The following is a 7,210-nucleotide window of genomic DNA, read 5'->3' on the forward strand; positions in this document are numbered from 1 at the left end:
GACGGGTAAGGTCGGGGCAGGCCGCATCACGCGGCGGTGATTCAACACGACGGAAGACACACAGGCATGTACACACCCGGCCCTTTCAACGAAAGCCGCCGCGAGATATTGCACGCGCTGATGCGCGAACATCCCTTCGCGACGCTGATCATCGGCGGTAATGACGGCCCGCTGGCCAACCATCTGCCGCTTTACGCGGACGCTGCCGGAGCGTGTCTGCGCGGCCATGTGGCGCGCGCCAATCCGATCTGGCGGGCGTTGGCCGGCGGTGTTCCGGCGCTGGCCATTTTTCACGGCCCGCACGGTTATGTGTCGCCTTCCTGGTACCCCCCCACCAAGCACGAACACGGGCGCGTGGCGCCGACCTGGAATTACTCGGTGGTGCACGCCCGTGGTGTACTGCGGGCGGTGGACGATGGCCACTGGCTGCGCGGCTTTCTGGAGCAGCTCACCGACCATCATGAAGCCGGGTTCGAAACACCCTGGCGGGTCAGCGACGCGCCCGAGGCCCATGTCGAGACGTTGCTGGCGGCGATCGTCGGCATCGAACTGCGCATTGACCATCTGCAGGGCAAATGGAAGATGAGCCAGAATCAGCCGGCGCGCAATCGCGCCGGGGTGGTGGCCGGCCTGCGCCAGCGTGACCGGGACGGCGACCAGGCGCTGGCGGCCCTGGTGGAGCGCTTCGACCCGGACCTGCCGTCACCGGGCGGGGCGCGATAATGGACTTGCTATGGCTGCAAGCGGCGGGCTGGGGGCTGCTCGCCGGCGGCGCCTTGCTGATTGGCGCGGCGGTGGGTTATTTCGTGCCGGTGTCGTCCCGGGTGATCGCCTGGGTGATGGCGTTCGGCAGTGGCGTGTTGATCTCCGCGTTGTGTTTTGAGCTGGTGGGCGAGGCCTATCGGCAGGGCGGTTTTTACGCCACCGCGCTGGGTTTTTTTGCCGGTGCCCTGGTGTACACCGGTGCCAATCTCTGTCTGGCCCGTTATGGCGCCCGCCACCGCAAACGCTCCGCCGACGGTTTGCAACCTTCGGAACAAAGTGTCAGCGGCAGTGGCACGGCGATCGCCATCGGCGCGCTGCTGGATGGCGTTCCCGAATCCATCGTGATCGGGCTGAGCATGCTGCAGGGCGGCGTGGTAAGCCTGGTGACGGTGGCGGCGATTTTTCTCTCCAATCTGCCCGAGGGGCTCTCCAGCGCCGCCGGCATGCGCCGGGCCGGACGCGGCAAGACGTACGTTTTCGGCGTCTGGGGCGGCATTGCGGTGATTTCCGGCGCCGCCGCCCTGGCCGGCTTCACCCTGTTCGAGCAAGCTTCCGCCGAGGTGCTGGCGGCGACTACCGCGGTGGCCGCCGGCGCGATTCTGGCCATGCTGGCGGACACTATGATTCCCGAGGCCTTCGCCGACGCCCATGACCTGGCCGGCCTGATCACCGCGACCGGCTTTCTGACCGCGTTTATTCTTGGGAACCTCTGAATCCTCAAGGATCTGTTCGGAAGTTTCTTGGCAAACCGGGGTGAGCGGCGTGATTACGCTCGGTAACGCGCGGTGACGTGCGCGGTGAGGACACGCCGGGGGGAATCCGGTATTGATGGGCAAAGTTGAATAATAAGGAAAACAACAGGGAATGGGTCTTCTCCCGGCGCCTCCTTGCGCGCCCGTTTGCGGCAACGTCTGTGGCGCTTGAGTCCGCTGCGAGAGTCGGACACGCGCTTTCAACTCAGCAGGACGAATGGATCCTGATCGCGGTGGGCGCGCTGCCCGGCTTTCTGGTCGGCGAACTGCAGGTGCATGTAATGCTGCACTTCGCCGTGGTGGTGTAGCCGGCGCTCACCAGTTGCCGGTGTTTTCCATCGACGCCCAGGGTTCGCGGGGGGCGAGCGCGTCGCCCTTTTGCAGCAACTCCACGGAAATCAGATCCGGTGAACGCACGAACGCCATGTGGCCATCGCGGGGTGGCCGATTGATGGTGTAGCCCATGTCCTGAAGGTGTTGGCACAGGCTGTAGATGTCGTCCACCCGAAACGCCAGATGGCCGAAATTGCGCGCCGAGCCCATGTCGTCTTCCGGGTCCCAGTTGTAGGTCAGTTCCAGTTCCGCCTCCGGGCTCTCCGGCGCGGCCAGAAACACCAGTGTGAAGCGGCCAGCGGGCACTTCCTTGCGGCGTGCCTCGCGCAATCCCAGACCCTCGCAATAAAAGCGCAGCGACGCCTCCAGATCGGTGATGCGCACCATGGTGTGCAAATATTTCATTGCGGTTCCTTAAGTTACGTCCGAATCGGCAAAGGTTAATGATAACAAGCTTCCGGGCAATGGTTGCTGACTGGCCAGTCAATTTGCTAGAAGAGATAGCAATCGAAACGCTATTCCACAAACAACGACCTACAACAAAGAGAGCCCCTATGCATCTGCACCAGATCAGCGGCGTGGCGCTGGCCCGCCTTATCAAGGACCGGGAGGTGACCGCCGAGGCGGCACTGGAGTATTTCATCGACCGGGTGGAGCGCTACAACGGGCCGCTCAACGCGGTGGTGGTGCAGCGTTTCGACGAGGCCCGCGAGCGCGCCCGGCGTGCCGATCAGGCGCTTGAGCAAGGCCAGCTCTGGGGCCCGCTGCACGGCGTGCCGATGACCGTGAAGGAGACCTTCGAGGTGGCGGGTTGGCCGACCACCGCCGGCATCCCCGAAATGAGGGATCATATCTCGGAGCACAACAGCGTGGCGGTTCAGAAACTGCTGGATGCCGGCGCGGTGATTTTCGGCAAAACCAACGTGCCGCCGTTCGCCTCCGATCTGCAGAGCTACAATGACATCTATGGCACCAGCAACAACCCCTGGAACACCGAGCTGACCCCGGGCGGCTCTTCCGGTGGCGCGGCGGCGGCCGTGGCCGCCGGGCTGACCCCGCTTGAGTTGGGCAGCGACATCGGTGGCTCGATTCGCACCCCGGCGGCGTTCTGCGGCGTATGTGGTCTAAAGCCGAGTTGGGGGGTGATCTCCACCCGGGGCCATATCCCCGGCCCGCCGGGCGCCCTGGCACGGCGGGATATTTCAGTGAGCGGACCCCTGGCCCGCCATGTGGAAGACCTGGAACAAGCCCTTGACGTGCTCGCCGGGCCGGACCGGGAAGAAGCCGTGGGCTGGCGGCTGGCGCTGCCGGAGGCCCGCCATCGCACGCTCACCGACTACCGCGTGGGCGCCTGGATCGACGACCCGCGCTGCCCGGTGGACCGGCCGATCCGTGATGCACTGGAAGCGCTGCTGGGCACTCTGCGCGACCAGGGCGTGGCGGTGAACGACACTGCCCGACCGCGCGGCTTCGACCTCAGCGAAGCCCACGACGTCTACTACCACCTGCTCACCGGCACCATGGGCGCCGGCCTGCCCGACGGGCTCTATGAAAAGCTGCGCCAGGCCGCCGGAGAAGCCTCGCCGCAGGCCAGCGATTACCGGACCCTGTTCGCGCGCGGCGCCACCCAGAGCCACGCGCAATGGCAGCGCAGCCATGAGCGCCGCATGCGCATGCGTGAATCCTGGGCGGAGTTTTTCCAGCAGTACGATGTGCTGCTCTGTCCGGTGGTACAAACCTTGCCGTTCACCCATCGCCATGAGCCCGGGCCGGATCAGCGCACACTGACCATCAATGGCGAGGAGCAGCCTTATATGGACATTCTGGTGTGGGCCGGGCTGGCCGGGGCGGTCTATCTGCCGGCGGTGACCTTGCCGATTGGCGTCAGTGACGATGGCCGCCCGCTGGCGGTGCAGATCATTGGTCCCTATCTGGAAGACCGCACCGCCCTGGCGTTCGCGCGAGAGCTGCAGGCACGGTTGCCGGCCATGCCTTCGCCGCCGATGTAAACAAAATGGAGTCATTCGGCTACTAAAGACGGCGCAGAGGGGAAATTCGATCAAAGGAGGTAGGGTTCCACGGAATCCTGTGATAGATTTTGCCCTCAGTTCCATTTTTCAATCTACCTGTTTCGCCATGCGGAATGGATAGGTCAACAATCTGTTTTCAAGGCAACAGGCCTTAAAACAACAAGAGGGGCATCCCATGATCCTTATTTCGCAATTCCGAAAGCGTCTGGTGGTGGGCTCGGCGGCGATCGCGCTGGCCATGACCGCACTGTTCTCTCCGGCGGCCCAGGCCGACGACGAGGTGATCAAGTGGAAAGTACAATCCCACTGGCCGGGCTCCAGCAGCTCCTATAAAGATAGCCTTGAGCGCATCAAAAAGGTGCTCGCCGAGCGCACCGACGGCCGTCTGCAGCTTCAACTGTTTGAAGCCGGCGCCCTGTTCAAAGCTCAGGAAACCTTCAACGCGGTAAGCCGTGGCATCATCCAGATGGGCACCATTTCTCCGGGTTACGCCCAGGACAAGCTGCCCCTGGCCGGCGTCGCCTCTGGTCTGCCGTTCGCCTTCCACCATGTCTGGGAAGCGGTGTACTTCCACAAGAACATGGGCTTTGAAGACAAGCTGCGCGCGGAAGCGGCCAAGCACGGTGTGTATTATTCCACCGACAAGATCTACCCCACCGAAATGGTGCTCAAGAAGCCGGTCAACAGCTGGGATGACTTCACCGGCCTGAAGATCCGCTCTTCCGGCGCGCTGCAGAAATTCCTTACCGACGCAGGCGCGGCGGGCACCTATCTGCCCGGCGGCGAGCTCTATCAGGCTCTCTCCAGCGGCGTGGTGGACGGCGCTCACTGGGGTGCTTCCCAGGGTGCCGCCAGCATGGGTCTGTACGAAGTGGCCAAATACCACGTTAAGCCCGCGCTCAATATCGCTGGCACCGACGTGTTCATCGTCAGCCAGAAAGCCCTCGACGCCCTGCCCGAGGGCATGGCCAAGATCGTTAAGGACTCCCTGGAAGAGCAGTTCTGGATCCGCACCAACCAATACCAGCACGACGAGCAGATCGCCCTTGCCAAAGCCGAGCGCGAGCAGGGTGTAAAGGTCAACGTGCTGCCCGATGATGTGCAGAAGAAACTGTTCCAGGCCGCTCAGAAAACCTGGGACAAGGAAGCCGAGCGCAGCGACGCCGCGGCCGCCGCCGTTAAGGACCTGAAGAAATTCCTGACCGATCTGGGTTACCTGTAACGCTTCCCCGGATTCCCTGAAGGCGCGCTCCGGCGCGCCTTCGCGGTGTCCGACCCTGTGACTTTTTTTCGCTTCGTGGAGGCAACATGCGCGTGCTGAGTTCGTTCATCAACGGGGTCACCCGGTTGAACGATTTCCTGGGACGTTGGTTCTCCTACCTGATTCTGGTGATCTTCGCGCTTTTGATCCTGGAAGTGGGCCTGCGCTACATCATGGGCGCCCCGACGGTATGGACCAATGAGCTGAGCCAGCTTCTGTTTGGCGTCTATGCGGTGATGTCCGGCGGTTATGTGATGGCGCACCGCGGCCACGTTAATGTGGATCTGCTCTATTCCCATCTGTCGGTGCGGGCGCAGGCCTGGTTGGATGTGTTCACCTCCGTGTTGATGTTCATCTTCCTGTTCGCTCTGTTGTACTTCGGCATCTCAATGGCGATGGAATCGATCCAGAGTCTGGAAACGTCCTACTCCGCATGGAATCCGCCGATCTGGCCGGTGAAAGCGGCTCTGCCGATCGCCACCGCGCTGTTGACGCTGCAATGCCTGGCGAAACTCCTGGGTGACCTGGCGGTGGCCCTGAATCTGGCCAAGCCGGAAGACGTGCGCCTGGAGCTGGAGGGCGACAATGAGCATTGAGATTCTTACGCTGCTGTTTTTTGGCTCCCTGCTGCTGTTTCTGGTGCTGGGCCTGCCGCTCACCTTCGTTCTGGGTGGCGTGTCGGTGGTGTTCCTGTATTTCACCTGGGGCTTCGACTCCTTCTACATGGTGGCCTCGCAAATCTGGGGCACCATGGGCAGTTTTACCCTGGTGGCGATTCCGCTGTTCGTGTTTATGTCGATGATCCTGGAGCGCACCGGCGTCGCCAACGATCTGTATCGCATGATGCATTTGTGGTGTGGCGGTCTGCGTGGTGGTCTGGCCATCGGTACGCTGGGCATCTGCGCGATTTTCGCCGCCATGTGCGGCATCAGTGGCGCCGCCGTGGTGGCGATGGGCACCATTGCGTTGCCGGCCATGCTTGAACGCGGCTACGACAAGAAAATGGCGTTGGGTTGCATCAATACCGGCGGTGGCTGGGGCATTCTGATTCCACCCAGCGTCATGATGATTCTCTACTCGCTGATCACCGGCGTATCGGTGGGGCAGATGTTCGCCGCCGGCGTGCTGCCGGGCATTCTGCTGATGGTGCTGACCTCGGCGTACATCATCATCCGCTGCTATTTCCAGCCGCATCTGGCCCCGGCGCTGCCGGAAGACGAACGCGCATCCTGGAGCGAGAAATTCGGTGCTCTGCGCGCGGTGGCGCTGCCGATTCTGATCGTGGTAATGGTGCTGGGCTCGATCATCGCCGGCATCACCACGCCCACCGAAGCGGCGGCCGTGGGTGTGCTGGGCGCGCTGATCTCGGCGGCTACCTACCGCAAGCTGAATATTCCGTTGCTCAAGGAAGCCTCGATCCGCACCTTCAAGCTGACCGGCATGATCATGTGGATTCTGTTCGCCGCGCACGCGTTCAGCGCCGCCTACCAGAGCATGGGCGCGCAAACTCTGATGGAAGGCATGATGGCCTCCATTCCGGGTGGCCCGTGGGGGATCATTGTCACCATGATGTTGGTGCTGTTCCTGCTCGGCATGGTGCTCGACCCGGTGGGCATCATGATGATCACGCTGCCGGTGTTCCTGCCGATGATCAAAGCGATGGGCTTCGACCCGATCTGGTTCGGCATCCTGTTCGTGATCAACATGGAAATCGGCTACATGACGCCCCCCTTCGGCTTCAATCTGTTCTATCTGAAAGGGGTGGTGCCACCCAGCGTCACCATGAAGGACATCTACGGCTCGGTACTGCCGTTCGTGCTGGTGCAGTTGCTGGGGCTGGCGATCATCATGATGTTCCCCGAGATCGCCACTTATCTGCCACAAACCTTGTTCTAACGTCTCCGTTTACCGCGGCCCGTGATCCGGGCCGCTGTTATAGGGATCGGGTCCTCCCCGATCCCTTTTTTTTGGGTTCTTCGCGGAATAGCGGGAATTGACTCATGCTGATCCATTGCCCATGGCCGCTGACGCCCTGCTGGGCGTTCTACTTTCTTGCTTGTCCAAGAAAG

Annotated in this window: 8 protein-coding genes; 7 read left to right on the forward strand and 1 reads right to left on the reverse strand. The window is 62.3% G+C overall.

Annotated elements, in window-relative coordinates:
- Positions 1-66 precede the first annotated feature (66 nt).
- The 3 genes from CGS25_RS11850 (at position 67) to CGS25_RS11860 (ending at position 1,825) form a co-directional block, all read left to right on the forward strand.
- A complete protein-coding gene (locus CGS25_RS11850) occupies positions 67-723 on the forward strand; it encodes an FMN-binding negative transcriptional regulator (RefSeq protein ID WP_101675582.1) in 657 nt (218 codons plus the stop codon).
- Positions 723-1,478: a ZIP family metal transporter gene (locus CGS25_RS11855; protein WP_101675583.1), complete on the forward strand. Its 756-nt coding sequence runs from the start codon at positions 723-725 to the stop codon at positions 1,476-1,478. The genes CGS25_RS11850 and CGS25_RS11855 overlap by 1 nt, the downstream gene beginning before the upstream one ends.
- A 125-nt stretch (positions 1,479-1,603) precedes the next feature.
- Positions 1,604-1,825, forward strand: coding sequence for a hypothetical protein (locus tag CGS25_RS11860; RefSeq protein WP_101675584.1), 222 nt, complete (start codon positions 1,604-1,606; stop codon positions 1,823-1,825).
- 7 nt (positions 1,826-1,832) lie between these two features.
- On the opposite strand, the gene CGS25_RS11865 is transcribed toward CGS25_RS11860, so the two are convergent.
- Positions 1,833-2,255 carry a VOC family protein gene (locus CGS25_RS11865; protein WP_089034193.1) on the reverse strand — a complete coding sequence of 141 codons (423 nt, stop codon included), beginning with the start codon at positions 2,253-2,255 and terminating at the stop codon, positions 1,833-1,835.
- 149 nt (positions 2,256-2,404) lie between these two features.
- On the opposite strand from CGS25_RS11865, the gene CGS25_RS11870 reads away from it, so the two are divergent.
- From CGS25_RS11870 to CGS25_RS11885, 4 genes are all read left to right on the forward strand, one after another.
- Positions 2,405-3,859: an amidase gene (locus CGS25_RS11870; RefSeq protein WP_101675585.1), complete on the forward strand. Its 1,455-nt coding sequence runs from the start codon at positions 2,405-2,407 to the stop codon at positions 3,857-3,859.
- A gap of 196 nt (positions 3,860-4,055) precedes the next feature.
- Complete coding sequence (dctP, locus tag CGS25_RS11875; protein WP_101675586.1) at positions 4,056-5,102, forward strand: TRAP transporter substrate-binding protein DctP; 1,047 nt, start codon at positions 4,056-4,058, stop codon at positions 5,100-5,102.
- Positions 5,103-5,188: 86 nt separating this feature from the next.
- Positions 5,189-5,737 carry a TRAP transporter small permease subunit gene (locus tag CGS25_RS11880; protein WP_089034196.1) on the forward strand — a complete coding sequence of 183 codons (549 nt, stop codon included), beginning with the start codon at positions 5,189-5,191 and terminating at the stop codon, positions 5,735-5,737.
- The gene (locus CGS25_RS11885; RefSeq protein WP_101675587.1) at positions 5,727-7,037 is read left to right on the forward strand and encodes a TRAP transporter large permease; all 1,311 of its coding nucleotides are present in this window, start codon (positions 5,727-5,729) and stop codon (positions 7,035-7,037) included. The genes CGS25_RS11880 and CGS25_RS11885 overlap by 11 nt, the downstream gene beginning before the upstream one ends.
- Positions 7,038-7,210: the final 173 nt, after the last annotated feature.

Origin of the sequence: Alloalcanivorax mobilis (assembly GCF_002864685.1) — a bacterium.
Taxonomy (GTDB): Bacteria; Pseudomonadota; Gammaproteobacteria; order Pseudomonadales; family Alcanivoracaceae; genus Alloalcanivorax; species Alloalcanivorax mobilis.

Bases quoted from the DNA above. Each gene is read 5' to 3' on its own strand.
- CGS25_RS11850 (WP_101675582.1), top strand. From the start codon at position 67: ATGTACACACCCGGCCCTTTCAACGAAAGCCGCCGCGAGATATTGCAC.
- CGS25_RS11855 (WP_101675583.1), top strand. From the start codon at position 723: ATGGACTTGCTATGGCTGCAAGCGGCGGGCTGGGGGCTGCTCGCCGGC.
- CGS25_RS11865 (WP_089034193.1), bottom strand. From the start codon at position 2,255: ATGAAATATTTGCACACCATGGTGCGCATCACCGATCTGGAGGCGTCG.
- CGS25_RS11870 (WP_101675585.1), top strand. From the start codon at position 2,405: ATGCATCTGCACCAGATCAGCGGCGTGGCGCTGGCCCGCCTTATCAAG.
- dctP (WP_101675586.1), top strand. From the start codon at position 4,056: ATGATCCTTATTTCGCAATTCCGAAAGCGTCTGGTGGTGGGCTCGGCG.
- CGS25_RS11880 (WP_089034196.1), top strand. From the start codon at position 5,189: ATGCGCGTGCTGAGTTCGTTCATCAACGGGGTCACCCGGTTGAACGAT.
- CGS25_RS11885 (WP_101675587.1), top strand. From the start codon at position 5,727: ATGAGCATTGAGATTCTTACGCTGCTGTTTTTTGGCTCCCTGCTGCTG.